This is a genomic window from Rhodococcus sp. FG69 (assembly GCF_057808915.1).
This window is the reverse complement of record NZ_JBMDIX010000001.1, coordinates 228,755-242,735: the sequence shown is the minus strand read 5'-3', so window position 1 is coordinate 242,735 and position 13,981 is coordinate 228,755. Positions and strand designations below refer to the sequence as shown.

The window sequence follows — 13,981 nt, the reverse complement described above, 5'->3', positions numbered from 1 at the left end:
CGAACGCAGGCCTCACCGCCGCCACGGTTGCCTGAGCAGACGACCGCCCTGAGCAGAACGACAGCCTTATGCGAGGAGTGGCCATGTCGCTGCACCGGATCGATGCCCCGGTACACGCGCCGCTCGCTCCCCTGTGCAGGCCCGATCCCCGAGATACCCTGCTCGACCGGCTGTGCGAAGTCGCGCACTCCGTACCTGACGCGATCGCCATCGACAGCGGCGAAGGCACCGTCACGTTCGACGAACTACTGCACCGGACGTACGCATCGGCACGAAAAATTGCGGATCTGACGTCGAACGATCTCCGACCGATCGCCGTCGACGCCGCCTGCACCATCGATTCCATCACCCTGATGCTGGCGGTGATGGCGTCCGGTCATTCCCTCGTTCCGCTCGACACGAACCTGCCCGAGAATCGTTCGGCGAGCATCGCCAAGGCAGCGTCTGCGCTACGACTCACCACATCGGACCTCGCCGACGCCCAGATTTCCTCGGTGCCACTGCCCGCATTCCCCGGCGGTCGAACCGCGTTGATCGCGTTCACCTCGGGATCCACCGGCGCGGCCAAAGGTGTACTTCTCAGCCATCGCATGTGTCTGACCAAAGCCTACGAAGTGAGTTCGGCACTCGGGCTCACCACCCGAGACCGCGTCGGGAACGCACTCCCTGTCAGCTTCGGTGCCGGTCTCAACACGCTGTTCGCCGGCCTACTGAGCGGCGCGTCGGTGTATTGCACGGACCCGCGAAGCACGCAGTCGACGGCGTTGACCGAGTGGATCGAGCAATCCGCGCTGACGACACTGCACTGCTCTCCGTCGCTCGTGCGCAGCTTCGCGACCGGGGTCGAACCGATATCCTCGGTGCCCGACGACGCGGTCCCCTCGCTCCGGGTGGTGACCACGTACGGCGAGGCGCTGCACTCGAAGGACGTCAGCGCGTTCCGCAGCGCGCTCGGTTCCGGCGCATCCTTCGTCAATTGGTATGCGACGACCGAAGCCGGCGCTGTCGCCTTCGACGTGTACAGCGCCGGTCGGCCACTTCCACCGGGATATCTGCCTGCAGGGAAACAACCGAGAGGTAAGACCGTCGAGATCGTCGGGCCGGACGGAACCCCGGTGACGACGGGCGCCATCGGTGAGGTGCGGGTATCGGCCCCCGTGCTCGCCGACGGCTACCTCGGGCTCGATGATCTGACCCGGTCACGTTTCTTCTCGGACCGATTTCAGCACCACTACCGGACGGGTGACCTCGGTCGAGTCGATTCGGACGGAGTCCTTCACTTGGCCGGCCGCGTCGACGAGGCGATCAAGGTGCGGGGCTATCTCGTCGAACCTGCCGAAGTCGAGGGCTTCGTGCGCTCGCTCCCGGGAATCACCGACGTGTTCGTCACCTCATGCGTTCACGACGGCAGTTCCGAACTCGCCGCATACTTCGTCGGAAGCAGCCACACCGAGGCCGAGGTGCGCAGCGCACTCCGGGAGAACTTTCCGGAGTGGATGGTTCCCATGTTCGTCGTCGAACTGGACTCCATTCCCCGAAACGAGCGAGGAAAGGTCGATCGGAACGCGCTTCCCTCGCCGCTCTCACGTCCGACGCCGCACCAATCCGCCGTCGGCGCGACCGAACGCTGGGTGGCCTCGGTCGTGTCGACACAGATCGACACCGATCGCATCGGGCGCGACGACGACTTCTCCGCACTCGGTGCCACGTCGTTGTCCATGGTCAACATCCTGATCGCCGTCAACGACATGATGCACGTCCAGTTGACCCCGTCCGATCTCGGATCGGCCATGACAGTGCGGACACTCGCGGAGTTGATCGACCGGAAGCTGAGCGAATCGGAAACTGTCACCAAGACCGACGGCAGCACGGTGCTCGTCCGTTTGAACAAGTCCGGAGGACACCCAGCTCTGTTCGTCGTGACCGGCGCCGGTGTACCCGCTCTCGGCATGGTGCCGCTTGCCCGACGGATGAGCGGCGACCGGGCGGTCTACGCACTGCAACCACGGGGGCTGGACGGCACGGCGCTACCCGACCGCACTGTGCGGGGCGCCGCACGCCGATACATTCGAGAGATCAAGTCGGTGCAGCCCGAAGGCCCGTACATCGTTGCCGGTCATTCGATCGGCGGATGGACGGCTCTGGAGGTAGCGCGGCTACTGACAGAAGCCGGTGATGTCGTCGAACAGGTTGTTTTATTGGACCCTTTGCTGCTTCGTGACATCCTCGATCGTCTCCCCGGAGGCCCGGGCCTGCCTCATGCGGCGCCCCTGTTCGTCCGACCCGCGAACATCCCGATTCGCGACCGAATCCGCTACCGCATCCGGCTGGCAAGGGCAGGTTTGAAACGGGAATCGACGACCGAGCGCTGGTTGACGTTCGCGCTGGTGGCATCGAAGGCGATGAGTCGGCACCGCCCGAAGCCCTGGGCGGGCGCCGCCACGGTGGTCGTATCCGATGACAACGTAGCGGACCCGGCGTCCTGGGCGGCGGTGGTGACCGGTCGACTGACGCTGGTGCACGTGAAAAGTTCCCACAACGAGTTCGTTCGCGAACCCGCGGTCGTTGCGGTGGCGGAGGCTGTGGAGAACGCTGTGGGCTCGCCGATCCGATGACGTGAGGTGCAGTGCGCACCACATCTACTGTCCTTCGGCACCCCGACCCGCGTAGGTTTGCCCCGAGAGCGTCGACGAGCAGCGAGGAGGCACGATGAACAACCACACGTCACCGTACGAGCTCGATTCCGTCGAGCTCCACAAGGACGTCCTGAGATACGTAGACGTCGGCGACGGTCCACCCGTCGTACTCGTCCACGGGTTGCTCGGGTCGCACGAGTCATGGGCAGGGCAGATCGAGCGGCTGTCCACGAAATATCGGGTTATCGCACCTGACCTGTTCGGTCACGGACTTTCTGACAAACCGTCCGGCGACTACTCACTCAGCTCGCACTCGGCAACCATCCGGGACCTGCTCGACCACCTGAACATCGCATCCACGCCGATGGTCGGCCATTCGCTCGGCGGCGGCATCGTCATGCAGGCGGTGTACCTGTTCCCTGAGCGTGTCGAGCGGTTGGCTCTCGTCAGCAGCGGCGGTCTCGGCCGCGAGGTTTCGCTGCTGCTGAAAGCTGCGACACTGCCCGGCAGTGAGCTGGTGCTTCCTGTTCTCGCATCCGATTGGGTACGCAAGAACACCGAGAGCATCATCGGGCAGCTCGGCAAGTGGGGTCTACCGGTGCGCCCCGGCAAGAGCATGGAAGAAACCTGGCGTTCCTTCAAGACAGTCGCCGACAAGGGTTCACGCGACGCCTTCCTAGCGTCCACCCGCGCAGTTGTCGGCCCCCGAGGCCAAACCGTCAGCGCCAAGCAACATTTCGAGAAGTTCGACTCGATCCCGTCACTGCTGATCTGGGGCGGCAAGGACCACATGATTCCGGCGTCGCACGCCGACAACATCCGACGGGAAGTGCCGAACTCCCGCGTGGAGATCTTCCCCAGCGCAGGGCACTTCCCGCAGTTGGACGAGCCCGACCTGTTCTTCCGGGTTCTCGACGAGTTCTTGCAGTCGAGCTCTACTTCCGACAAACCGACGCAGGCAGCAGTGTCGGACCAGACATGACCGTGCTACCCATGTTTCCGCTCGGCAGCGTGTTGCTGCCGGGCGAATCTCTTCCGCTCCACATCTTCGAGCCCCGCTATCAGGAACTTCTGCGCGACTGCCTGGCAACGACCGACCCCAGCTTCGGCGTGGTACTGATCGCACGCGGTCACGAGGCAGGTGGTGGGGACATCCGCCACGATGTCGCCACGCGCGCCCACATCGTCGCGCACCGGGACATCGGCGACGGCCGCTTCCTCGTGGAATGTGTAGGTGGAGAACGCATCAGGGTCGACGCGTGGCTCGAAGACGATCCGTACCCCCGCGCCGATGTGCGCCCGTGGCCCGATCATCCCGAAGATTCGGTCACCGAACCCGAATTCAGTGAGCTCCGGGACCAGATCACGGCCCTCTACCAGCTCATCGGGAAGCTTGCGGAAGCCGAAGGATCCATCCCTCCCGACCAGCCCGAGTTTTCGGATCTGCCGGCCGGATCGGGTGAACGACTCTTCACTCTCGCGGCGCAGGTTCCGATGGGCCAGTCCGACCGTCAAGACGTGCTGGAGGCTCTCGGAGCCTCGGACCGCCTGCAGGTGCTGACCGACGCGATCGAGAGCGTCAGCGACATCGTCAGGTTTCGGCTGCAGTAGCCCGGAACGACTGCAGTAACCCGGAACGAAAAGACCCCGGAAACATGGTTTCCGGGGTCTTTCTTTCTTCGTTGGTAGCGGGGACAGGATTTGAACCTGCGACCTCTGGGTTATGAGCCCAGCGAGCTACCGAGCTGCTCCACCCCGCGTCGGGTGTTCCACAACAGTACATGCACCGGCGCCGATCCACCCAATCGCCTGGTCATCCCCGTTATGCCGAGGGCGATCTCTGCCGGCAGCAGAGAATCCTTCCTCCCGAGCGGGCGCTCCCGAAAGCTGGTGAGCGAACCACCGACGAAGGGAACCACTATGACCACCATGTCCATGAGGGCAGCGACCGAGCGGGAATCCGCCACCGTGACGCCGTTCGACGACCAACTGGCCTCGAGATTGCTGGATCAGCGCATCGTGGTGCTCGGCGCCACTGTCGACGATGCGATCGCGAACAGGGTCTGCGCGCAACTTCTACTGCTGTCCGCCTCCGATCCTCGTCGCGACATCAGCCTCTACATCAATTCTCCCGGTGGATCGATCAGTGCCGGGCTGGCGATACTCGACACGATGCGACTCATCCCCAACGATGTCAGCACTCTCGCAATGGGATTCGCGGCCAGCATGGGTCAGTTCCTACTGACCGCCGGAACCAAGGGCAAGAGGTTCAGCCTCCCGCATGCCCGAATCATGATGCACCAGCCGTCAGCGGGAATCCGTGGAACAGCCGTGGACATCGAGATTCAAGCACAGAACCTCGAGTACACGAAAGCGTTGATGCACAGGCTCAATGCCGAACATTCCGGGCATGACGTGGATACCGTCACGGCCGACAGCGAACGGGATCGTTGGTTCACTGCCGAGCAGGCACGCGACTACGGACTCATCGATCAGACCGTCACCGCTCTCGACGACATCCGACCGTCGGCGCCCAGTCGCACAGTAGGCCTGTGACCATGAGCCAGTACACGATCCCTACCGTCGTCGAACGCACACACAGCGGTGAGCGGGCCTTCGACATCTACAGTCGGCTACTGTCGGAACGAGTGATCTTCCTCGGGACCGAGATCGACGACGGCGTCGCCAATGTCGTGATCGCACAACTCTTCCACCTCGAATCCGACAATCCCGATGCGGACATCAGCCTCTATATCAACTCTCCCGGTGGTTCGTTCACCGCGATGACCGCCATCTACGACACCATGGAATACATAAAACCGGACGTCTCTACCTTCTGCGTGGGGCAGGCGGCGTCGGCGGCAGGCGTACTGATGGCGTCGGGGGCACCCGGGAAGCGAATCATGCTGAACCACGCCCGAATTCTGCTTCATCAACCGTCGGGAGGAGGAGAGGGAACGATCTCCGATCTCACGCTGCAGCGGGACGAGATCGTCCGAGTCCGTAGCGAAATGGAGACGATTCTCGCGCATCACACCGGACAGAAGCCGGAGGTACTGCGGCGAGACACCGACCGCGACAAGATCTATTCGGCCACCGAGGCCGTCGACTACGGCCTCGCCGACCTGATCGCCACCAACCGGAACCAGTAAGTCAGGCAGCCAGCATGACTACCGGGGACGGCCCACGTGAAACTCGCCGGCGAGAATCCGCACCGGCGAGTTCACGCCCTGTCAGCATCAACAGCTTCGACGGCGCGATCTCGAGTGCTCCGCACAGTGCCGAGAGAACCTCGGACGACGCTTCCTTGCGGCCGCGTTCGATCTCGGACAGATACGGCATCGACACCCGGGCCTGCGATGAGACATCGTCGAGCGTCCTGCCCTGCTCCTGACGGATCCGACGCAGCACCCGCCCCATCCCGTCGCGGACGAGAGGCTCACGGGGCGGGGTGGGACGTAGGGTAATGACTGTCGCTTCTGCTCGGTCCTCGGCCATGCCGTCCAGGCTAGAAGGCGCGACGACAGGGCGTCGGCCGAACCGCTGCATTTCTGCTGTGAGCAGAACGGCTGCGCCTTCCGATAGCCAACGCCGTCAACAGCTCCCAGGCCACGAACGTATAGATCGAGGCTCGTTCGACGGCTCCCACCGGCCCGATTCCGGCTACCAGCAGAACCGACGCCAGAAATCCGACAACGCCCAAGGCCAGACTTCCACCGGAGTACCACCGTGGACAGGCCCGCACACCGGTTCCGGCGACGACAGCAATGACGTTTCCCGCTCCGATCGCCAGCACCGCCCCCACGACGTGCGCGCTTCCGTCGCCGGAATGCACGGTAGCGACCAGGACGCTGCCCACCGAGTACCCGATCACGGCTCCGAGATAGACCCGCCGTCGCGTCGCAAGGAGGTGCGCCGAACAGAAACCCGCGACCAACACCGATACTGCGGATACGCAGAACGCGATGTTCATCAGGACGTGCCAGTCCGAGACGGAAGGTACGCCGAGTTCGCTGACGGTGTCGTACGCCGGGCGGTACCCGCCGAACATGGCCGCGGTAACTGCCTCGGCCAGCAGATATTGCATTGCGGCGAGCCCGAAGAGCCACCCTGCCAGGCGGGTACGTGTGGTGTCGATCGTGTGCTCCTGATGGGGTCGGTGTCGGCCGGTTGTACCGATAGGTACAGTCGAAGCCGTTCCACGCAATGGCGCGAGGGGCGACCCCGAGGAGTAACAGTGTCACGAGCAACTACCGACCGGCGAGATGTGGTGCCGGTTCTAGCGGGCGTATTCGGCGATCACGGCTGGAACGGATCGTCACTATCGGTCATCAGCAGCAGGACCGGGCTCGGCAAAGGCAGTCTCTACCACTTCTTCCCTCGTGGAAAGACAGAGATGGCAGAGGCGGTTCTCGACGACGTCGAGGCGTGGTTCCAGGTCAACGTCTTCACGCCACTGCAGGCGGCAACGGACGCCCGCGCCCGCTCTTCCGACATGTTCGCGCAGACACTGAAGTACTTCCAGTCCGGTCGCCGCGTCTGCCTGTTCGGCGCGTTCTCCCTCGGTATGGAACGAGCTCTGTTCGGCACCCGGGTCGCCAAATACTTCACTGATTGGATCGACGCACTGACGCCGGTCCTGCGGCAGCTCGGTCACGGTGAGGACTCCCGCGGACTCGCGGAAGAGATCGTCGCAGGCATCCAAGGCGCACTCGTGCTCGCACGAGCATCCGACGACGGCCGGAGTTTCGAACGCGTGTTGACTCGGCTGGAAACCGCGGCCCTCGGCGCAGGCACTCCCGGGGTTGTCCGATGAGCGGGAAGCGCATTCCGCCGCTGCGCACGTTCGGCGTTCGCGAATTTCTCCGCCTCATCGTCATCGGTGCCGTTCTGGTGCTGTACCAGTTTCGCGCTCTCGGACGGTGGATGGTTCGTCCCCGCCGCGGCTGGCCGATTCATGCATCGGAGGGTGTGGTCGACGCGTTCTTCGTACTCGGCCCGACGTTCGTCAAGGTCGGGCAGTTGATGGGCTCCTCGCCCGGATTGTTCCCGAAAGTTCTTGCCGACACCTGTCTTCGATGTCTCGACGAGGTTCCGTCGTTCCCCGGGGCGCAAGCCCGAGCCATCATCGAAGCCGATCTGGGCCGCAGCACCGACGAGTTGTTCCAGCGTTTCGATGACACTCCGCTGTCCTCGGCATCGGTTGCACAAGTTCACCTGTGCGTTCTGCAGGACGGCCGCGAAGCCGTCATGAAAGTCCAGCGACGCGGCATCTACCACCGCATGAAGATCGATCTCCGCATCGCCTACATCTTCGCGCGTGCACTCGAGAAGTACATCGGATTCTTCGCGACCGCCAACGCATCCGCCATCATCGTCGATCTGCACGCCGCGACGTTTGCCGAACTGGACAGCGTCGTCGAGGCACGTCGCCAAGCGTCGTTCCGTGCCGCGATATCCGCGTTCGGCGACAACGAGTACGTGACGGCCCCCGAGATAGTCGACGAGTACTGCGGCAACCGGGTCATCTGCATGGAACGCATGCACGGATCCCCGCTCGATCAGTGCACGCCGGGCGACACTTCCGAGCTGGTGGTACGCCGAGCAGCGAAGGTCTGGATGGAAGCGCTTGTCCTGCACGGCCTTTTTCACGGCGATGTGCACGCCGGCAATGTATGGGTGCTCGACGACGGACGAGTGGCGTTCCTCGATTTCGGCGTGATGGGTGAGCTCGACGAACAGTGGCGCTCACTACTGCAGGATCTGTTCCACGCCACGGTGATCGACGGAGACTTCACCCGCCTGGCAGGCAGCGTCAAACGCCTCGGCATCGTGTCCGAGGACGTCGGCACCGATGCCGAGGTCGGCATGATTCTGCAGGCCGTCTTCGCGCCGATGTTATCGGACACGTTGGCGCACTTCAGTCTGACCGATTTCATCAAGGCGCTCGTCGGCATGGGCAAGCAGTACCGCACGTCGAGCCCCGAGGAGCTCATTCTCGTCGGCAAGCAGCTGGGCTACTTCGAACGGTATGCGATCGAGCTGGCCCCGAACTGGGCGCTGGGGACCGATCCGTTCGTGTTCAGGAACGTCTTTCCCGCCGAGGTGGCGGCGTTGTCGCAGGCCCGCGGGGTGGAGCTGCCCGACTAGTGGCACGACTGAGTGTCCTCTGGTGCACTCAACCGTGCCACTGGCGGCGGAGCCGCTGAGTTGCTGGCGGCGGAGCCGCCTGAGTCAATGGGCGGCTCAGGCGAGTTCCAAGACGACTTTGCCTGCAGCAGTACGATTTTCGAGCGAAGCAATCGCCTCGCCCGCCTTGTCCAGTGGGGACACGGACGGTTCGGGGGCGCTGAGCTTTCCGGACGCCAGCAACGGTTTCAACTCGGCCCACTGAGTGGCGAGGTAACCGGGGCGCGTCATCCACCACGCTCCCCATCCGACGCCCACGACGTCGACGTTGTTGAGCAGAAGCCGGTTGACCTTCACCGTGGGAATCTCACCACCCGTGAAGCCAAGGACGAGAATGCGTCCCGACGGCGCCAAACTCCTGATGCTGTCGGTGAATCTGTCACCTCCGACCGGATCGACGACGATGTCGACGCCCTTCCCGCCAGTCAGTTCCTTGACCGCGTCCTTCCACCCTCGGCCGTTCTTGTCCTCGACGAGCACAACATCCGTGGCGCCTGCGGCCTTCGCCGTCTCGGCCTTCGCGGCGGTGCTGACGACCGCGATGACGCGCGATGCACCCAGAACCGGAGCGATACGCAACGCGGACGTTCCGATACCACCTGCGGCGCCGTGCACCAGAACCGTCTCGCCCTCGGCAAGTCGTCCGCGCTGCCGAAGAGCGAAGTGGACCGTCAAGTCGTTGAACAGCAATCCAGCGCCTGCAGTGAGCGACACCGAATCGGGCAATGCGAACACAGTGTCCGGCGAGACGACCACGACCTCGGCCATACCGTCGGACAACCCTGTCAGAGCCGCGACACGGTCGCCCGCCGCAAAGCCCGAGCCTTCGGGCGCAGACCGGACGATTCCTGCAACCTCACTGCCCGGGACGAACGGCAAATCGGGCTTGTACTGGTACAGCCCCCTCGTCAGCAGGGCGTCGGGGAAAGCCACGCCGGCCGCGTGAACATCGATGACCACCGCGTTCTCACGGGCGGCGGGTTCGTCGACGTCGACGATCTGTACCGAATCCGGTCCGTCGAGACTCGTGATGTGTACCGCGCGCATGTACTGCCCTCTCCTCGGCCGACAATTCTGTGACCCACGGTACAAGCGGTCGCATCGGGTACTGCGCCGACACCGCCACCACCTGCTCGGTCCGGCTGTGCTCCAATCGAAGCATGAACACGCCACTGACCGTCGAGGCACCGGCTGCGACGCGCGAGCAAGTCGAGACCTATGTCGCCGAGTGAGGCGGATCAGGTCCGGGGGTTCTGGGAGGACCTCGGCCTTCCCGGGATCTTCGACGTGCACACCCACTTCATGCCCAAAAACGTCATGGACAAAGTCTGGTCCTACTTCGACTCGGTCGGCAAGCACACCCACCCGGTCACTGCGCAGGCTCCGCTCCTGCCGACTGGCATGGCATGGCCGATCACGTACCGCGAAGACGAGGACGTACGACTGGCCACGTTGCGCGAGTTCGGCGTACGCGGCTTCACGTCGATGATCTATCCGCACAAGCCTGACATGGCTGCGTGGCTCAATTCTTGGGGAGCCGACTTCGGGCGACGGACACCCGACTGCGTGCAGACCGCGACGTTCTATCCAGAAAGCTCGGCCGGCGGCTACGTCGCCGACGCCATCACGGCCGGAGCGCGAATCTTCAAGTCACACATACAGGTCGGCGACTATTCCCCGAATGACCCCCTGCTCGATCCGGTCTGGAGTGCGCTCCAGGACGCCGCGATACCGGTGGTCATCCACTGCGGATCCGGCCCGTCACCCGGAACGTATACCGGCCCGGAACCAATTGCCGCGTTGCTGCACAGGTTCCCCCGACTTCCGCTGATCATCGCGCACATGGGCATGCCCGAGTATGTCGAGTTCCTCGAGTTGGCCGAACGATACGAGCACGTGCGGCTCGACACCACGATGGCCTTCACCGACTTTTCGGAAGCGTCCTGGCCGTTCCCCGTCTCCGCGAGGCCACGCCTTCGAGACCTGCAGGACCGCATACTGTTCGGCAGCGACTTTCCCAACATTCCGTACACGTACTTCGACGCACTGCACGCCGTCGCGCGGCTCGACCTCGGCGACGACTGGACTCGAGATATCTGCTACCGCAACGGTGCTGCGCTGTTCGGGCCGATCAAGCGACCGTGAATTGCTTGATCATGTCGGCTGTGCGTTGCCCCTGCCGGTAGCCGGCCTCCGCGGCGGCGGCCCTGACGGCCAAGTCGGTGAGATCCGGTCCGATCGCGGCCAGCGCTTCGGCGTCCGGACGGATGACCTCGACGGCTGAGCCTCGTGCGGACAGATGCGCCCGCTCGGCCTCGAGCGGATCGAATCCGGGCTCGAAGACGCCGACCTGGAGGATGAGTACCCTCGCGAAACCGACTGCAAGATCGGCATTCTCGCTCGATCGGACACCGCCGTCGACGTAGCGGTGAACCCCGACGGTCACCGGTGGCCACATACCCGGAACGGCGCAGCTCGCGGCAACAGCGTCGACAAGACGCACTCCCGAGTCTCGATTCAGAACTCGGTGACGCCCGGATTCGGCGTCGACGGCGACGACACGCAAGTCGCGGTCGGGCCATTCGTGAGCCGGCAACCTGGCCTTGATGGCTGCTCGTCGTTCGGCCTCGGGAGGCGTCGCAGCTGCAAGCGCCACCTTCCCGACTTCGCGCGCGAACTTCTGCCGGTCACCGGCCGAGCTCTCCGTCGCCCGGTCGAGCAGTTCGTTCAGCTCGTCGATCGACACGTCAGGGCGCGGCTCGTCGATCTGCAACTCCGGATTCACCTGCCGTGAATACAGCTCGCTCAACGGGGCGCCGCTGGTCACCTGCGCGGCCACGGTCGAACCTGCCGACGTCCCCAGCAACATGTCGGACCAAGAAGGTGCAGTCACGTCGATGCCGGACTCGGCCAGACCGTGCAGTACACCGGTCTGCCACGCGATCCCTGCGACCCCGCCGCCACCCAGAACAAGTGCTGTTCGCGCCATCGTCCAACCCCCTCTTCGGCTTGCCCCGGGTGAGAACCTACTAGTTCACCGCAGACGCGGCGACAGCCAGGCGATCAGGTCACCGAGAACCTTCTCCTGTTCCGGCTCGTTGAAGACCTCGTGGAACAGGCCGTCGTAGACCTGGATCGTGAGATCCGTCGAACCTGCCTTTTCGGCAATCATCCGACTACCCGACACGTCAGCGAGCCGGTCTTCGCTACCGTGCTGAAGCAGGACAGGGAGCGTGAGCGACGGGAGTAGCGCCGGATAGCTTTCCATCGCGCCGACGAGCTGGCTGGCCAGTCCGGCAGGAACCTTGCCGTGGTGAACCAGCGGATCGGAGTCGTACGCTGCCACGACCGCCGGATCACGGGATACATCGGCCGACGCGAGCGACTGAACTGGAACACCTGGCGCGATGCGACCCAGAATCTTGCCGATGGGGATGAGAATCTTCGGCGTACCGTCGCCGAGGACCACCGCAGGACCGGACAGCATCAACCCGTCCAACTCGGACTGGTACTCGAGCGCGTACGACAAGGCGATCGCGCCACCCATACTGTGCCCGAGCAAGAAATTCTTGGTGTCCGGATGCGCCGCGCGCGCGATGCGGAACAGTTCGTGCAGGTCGACGATGTAGTCGGACCAACTCTTCAGCTCCAGCCTCTTGCCACCCGATCGACCGTGCCCCCGGTGGTCCGGGGCGTAGACCACAAGCCCGAGCTTGCCCAACTCGGCAATGACGTGGTCGTAGCGTCGGGCATGTTCGCCGAGACCGTGAGACAGGACGAGGAGCCCGGTGACCGGCACGTCAGGCGTCCATACGTCGTACACGATGCGGGTACCACGCCGCCCGGTGAACTCCGACTCGGTTCTGCGCACTGGTGTTACTCCTCACATGGACAAGTGGCCATCCGCTCATGACCTTGGGCCGAAGCCCAGAGTAGAAGAGTCACACAGAAATAGCTGTTATCGTTAGTAAGGGTAAATTGTTGATGATTGTTCTGCGGAGAGGGGGTACTCACCCCCTTATGAGCGAACAGCCGTCAGTCCTCCCAGCGTGGCGGGACCCGAAGCGCTACCTCTGGCCGCTCGGCCTCGTCATTCCGCTGAGTCCGTTCATGGCGTGGGGATTGGTCTCGTGGCTCGGCCCCGGCGCATTCTGGTTGCTCGGCCTGTTCATAATGGGCATCGCAATCCCGCTCGTCGACGCCGTCACCGGAGTGGATCGGACCAATCCGCCACTCGAGGCTGCCGAGGCACTCGAGAACGACCGGTACTACCGCTGGTGTCTGTACCTACTGATTCCGCTGCAGTACGCCGGCCTTGCGACCGCGTGCTACCTCTGGGCGTACGGTCCCCTCGGCGTCCCCGAGCGACTCGGGCTGGCAGTGACGGTCGGTATCGTCGGGGGCGTCGGCATCAACGCAGCCCACGAACTCGGGCACAAGCGTGAGAATGTGGAGCGTTGGTTGTCCAAAATCACGCTGGCCCAGTCGTTCTACGGCCACTTCTACGTAGAACACAATCATGGTCACCACGTGCGAGTGGCGACCCCCGAAGACCCGGCATCCGCGCGGTACGGCGAGAGCTACTGGAAATTTCTCCCGCGCAGCATCATCGGTGGAATCCGATCGGCGTGGGAACTGGAGCAGCGGCGACTGCAACGCATCGGGGCAGCCAAGTGGTCCGCGCACAATCACCTGTTCAACGCTGCGGCAATCTCGTTCGCCGTGTTCGGTGTCCTCATTGCGGCTTTCGGGTGGATTGTCGCGCCCTACCTCGTGATGCAAGCCGTCATCGCCGTTATCCTCTTCGAGGCCGCGAACTATCTCGAGCACTACGGCTTGCTTCGCCAGAAGAGGTCGAACGGGCGATACGAACGGACCGACCACACGCACAGTTGGAACAGCGACCACCTGTGGAGCAATCTATTTCTGTACCACCTGCAACGGCACAGCGATCACCATGCGAACCCGGTTCGGCGGTACCAATCGCTGCGCACCCTGGAGGAATCCCCCCAGTTGCCGGCGGGGTATGCGGTGATGATCTTCTGCGCACTCGTCCCGCCTCTCTGGCGAAAGGTGATGGACAAGCGGCTGATCGACTACTACGACGGCGACATGTCGCGGGTCAATCAGTAGCTTCGGCCTTCAGCGGCTCCGCC

General features: G+C 63.8%; 14 protein-coding genes and 1 tRNA gene. 9 read left to right on the top strand and 6 right to left on the bottom strand.

Annotated elements, in window-relative coordinates; translation table 11 throughout:
* Positions 1-83 precede the first annotated feature (83 nt).
* From ACODSO_RS01165 to ACODSO_RS01155, 3 genes are all read left to right on the top strand, one after another.
* Positions 84-2,615 (top strand): alpha/beta fold hydrolase, encoded by a 2,532-nt coding sequence (locus tag ACODSO_RS01165; protein ID WP_489034397.1) that lies wholly within the window; start codon positions 84-86, stop codon positions 2,613-2,615.
* 94 nt (positions 2,616-2,709) lie between these two features.
* Positions 2,710-3,618, top strand: coding sequence for an alpha/beta fold hydrolase (locus ACODSO_RS01160; protein WP_489034396.1), 909 nt, complete (start codon positions 2,710-2,712; stop codon positions 3,616-3,618).
* A complete protein-coding gene (locus tag ACODSO_RS01155) occupies positions 3,615-4,247 on the top strand; it encodes an LON peptidase substrate-binding domain-containing protein (protein WP_489034394.1) in 633 nt (210 codons plus the stop codon). Before ACODSO_RS01160 ends, ACODSO_RS01155 begins: the two co-directional genes overlap by 4 nt.
* Before the next feature lie 72 nt (positions 4,248-4,319).
* Here the strand turns inward: ACODSO_RS01155 and ACODSO_RS01150 are convergent.
* A tRNA-Met gene (locus tag ACODSO_RS01150) sits at positions 4,320-4,396 on the bottom strand.
* Positions 4,397-4,565: 169 nt separating this feature from the next.
* On the opposite strand from ACODSO_RS01150, the gene ACODSO_RS01145 reads away from it, so the two are divergent.
* Together ACODSO_RS01145 and ACODSO_RS01140 are read left to right on the top strand one after the other, a co-directional pair.
* Positions 4,566-5,192 carry a ClpP family protease gene (locus tag ACODSO_RS01145; protein ID WP_489034739.1) on the top strand — a complete coding sequence of 209 codons (627 nt, stop codon included), beginning with the start codon at positions 4,566-4,568 and terminating at the stop codon, positions 5,190-5,192.
* Between the two features lie 2 nt (positions 5,193-5,194).
* Complete coding sequence (locus tag ACODSO_RS01140) at positions 5,195-5,788, top strand: ClpP family protease (RefSeq protein WP_068371271.1); 594 nt, start codon at positions 5,195-5,197, stop codon at positions 5,786-5,788.
* A 1-nt stretch (position 5,789) separates the two neighbouring features.
* Here the strand turns inward: ACODSO_RS01140 and ACODSO_RS01135 are convergent, their stop codons facing one another.
* Positions 5,790-6,134 (bottom strand): helix-turn-helix domain-containing protein, encoded by a 345-nt coding sequence (locus ACODSO_RS01135; RefSeq protein ID WP_489034392.1) that lies wholly within the window; start codon positions 6,132-6,134, stop codon positions 5,790-5,792.
* A gap of 10 nt (positions 6,135-6,144) precedes the next feature.
* The gene (locus ACODSO_RS01130; RefSeq protein ID WP_489034391.1) at positions 6,145-6,723 is read right to left on the bottom strand and encodes a DUF998 domain-containing protein; all 579 of its coding nucleotides are present in this window, start codon (positions 6,721-6,723) and stop codon (positions 6,145-6,147) included.
* A gap of 150 nt (positions 6,724-6,873) precedes the next feature.
* On the opposite strand from ACODSO_RS01130, the gene ACODSO_RS01125 reads away from it, so the two are divergent.
* Together ACODSO_RS01125 and ACODSO_RS01120 are read left to right on the top strand one after the other, a co-directional pair.
* The gene (locus tag ACODSO_RS01125) at positions 6,874-7,452 is read left to right on the top strand and encodes a TetR/AcrR family transcriptional regulator (protein WP_489034390.1); all 579 of its coding nucleotides are present in this window, start codon (positions 6,874-6,876) and stop codon (positions 7,450-7,452) included.
* Positions 7,449-8,786, top strand: coding sequence for an ABC1 kinase family protein (locus tag ACODSO_RS01120; RefSeq protein ID WP_489034389.1), 1,338 nt, complete (start codon positions 7,449-7,451; stop codon positions 8,784-8,786). The genes ACODSO_RS01125 and ACODSO_RS01120 overlap by 4 nt, the downstream gene beginning before the upstream one ends.
* 96 nt (positions 8,787-8,882) lie before the next feature.
* Here ACODSO_RS01120 and ACODSO_RS01115 read toward each other — a convergent pair whose 3' ends face one another.
* Positions 8,883-9,872 (bottom strand): NADPH:quinone oxidoreductase family protein, encoded by a 990-nt coding sequence (locus ACODSO_RS01115; protein WP_489034387.1) that lies wholly within the window; start codon positions 9,870-9,872, stop codon positions 8,883-8,885.
* Between the two features lie 171 nt (positions 9,873-10,043).
* Between ACODSO_RS01115 and ACODSO_RS01110 the strand changes: the two genes are divergently transcribed.
* Complete coding sequence (locus ACODSO_RS01110) at positions 10,044-10,970, top strand: amidohydrolase family protein (protein ID WP_489034386.1); 927 nt, start codon at positions 10,044-10,046, stop codon at positions 10,968-10,970.
* Here the strand turns inward: ACODSO_RS01110 and ACODSO_RS01105 are convergent.
* On the bottom strand, positions 10,957-11,814 hold the full coding sequence (locus ACODSO_RS01105) for a patatin-like phospholipase family protein (protein WP_489034385.1): 858 nt from the start codon (positions 11,812-11,814) through the stop codon (positions 10,957-10,959). The two genes, ACODSO_RS01110 and ACODSO_RS01105, sit on opposite strands and share 14 nt — an antisense overlap.
* 45 nt (positions 11,815-11,859) lie before the next feature.
* Complete coding sequence (locus tag ACODSO_RS01100; RefSeq protein WP_489034384.1) at positions 11,860-12,696, bottom strand: alpha/beta hydrolase; 837 nt, start codon at positions 12,694-12,696, stop codon at positions 11,860-11,862.
* A 149-nt stretch (positions 12,697-12,845) separates the two neighbouring features.
* On the opposite strand from ACODSO_RS01100, the gene ACODSO_RS01095 reads away from it, so the two are divergent.
* Positions 12,846-13,958 (top strand): alkane 1-monooxygenase, encoded by a 1,113-nt coding sequence (locus ACODSO_RS01095; protein ID WP_489034382.1) that lies wholly within the window; start codon positions 12,846-12,848, stop codon positions 13,956-13,958.
* Positions 13,959-13,981 lie beyond the last annotated feature (23 nt).